Origin of the sequence: Cellulomonas sp. GbtcB1 (assembly GCF_019091725.1) — a bacterium.
GTDB lineage: Bacteria > Actinomycetota > Actinomycetes > Actinomycetales > Cellulomonadaceae > Cellulomonas.
This window is the reverse complement of record NZ_JAGXJG010000220.1, coordinates 1-279: the sequence shown is the minus strand read 5'-3', so window position 1 is coordinate 279 and position 279 is coordinate 1. Positions and strand designations below refer to the sequence as shown.

The following is a 279-nucleotide window of genomic DNA, read 5'->3' as shown; positions in this document are numbered from 1 at the left end:
TGGACCCGCCAGCCCCCGGACAGCGGACCCGCGCCGACGACGTCGAAGCCCCACCGGCCGATGAGCGCGGTGACCTCGGCCTTGGCGTCCGCGTCGTCCCCCGCGATGGCGAGCGCACGGCGGCCGGGCGCCCCGGCGGGCGTGCCCTTCGACCCGAGGTCGGCGGCGGTGATGTGGTTGAACGCCTTCACCACGCGGGCGCCGGCCAGGTGGTCGGCCAGCAGCTCGGCGCTGGTGGTCGAGCCGTCGTCGAGCGCGGCCACGTGTCCGTCGCGCTCC

1 protein-coding gene is annotated in these 279 nt (G+C 77.4%); it reads right to left on the bottom strand.

Going from position 1 to position 279, the window contains the following annotated elements; translation table 11 throughout:
- On the bottom strand, nt 1–279 hold a 279-nt coding region (locus KVT14_RS20350; protein ID WP_368858792.1), incomplete at both ends, for an NADPH-dependent F420 reductase.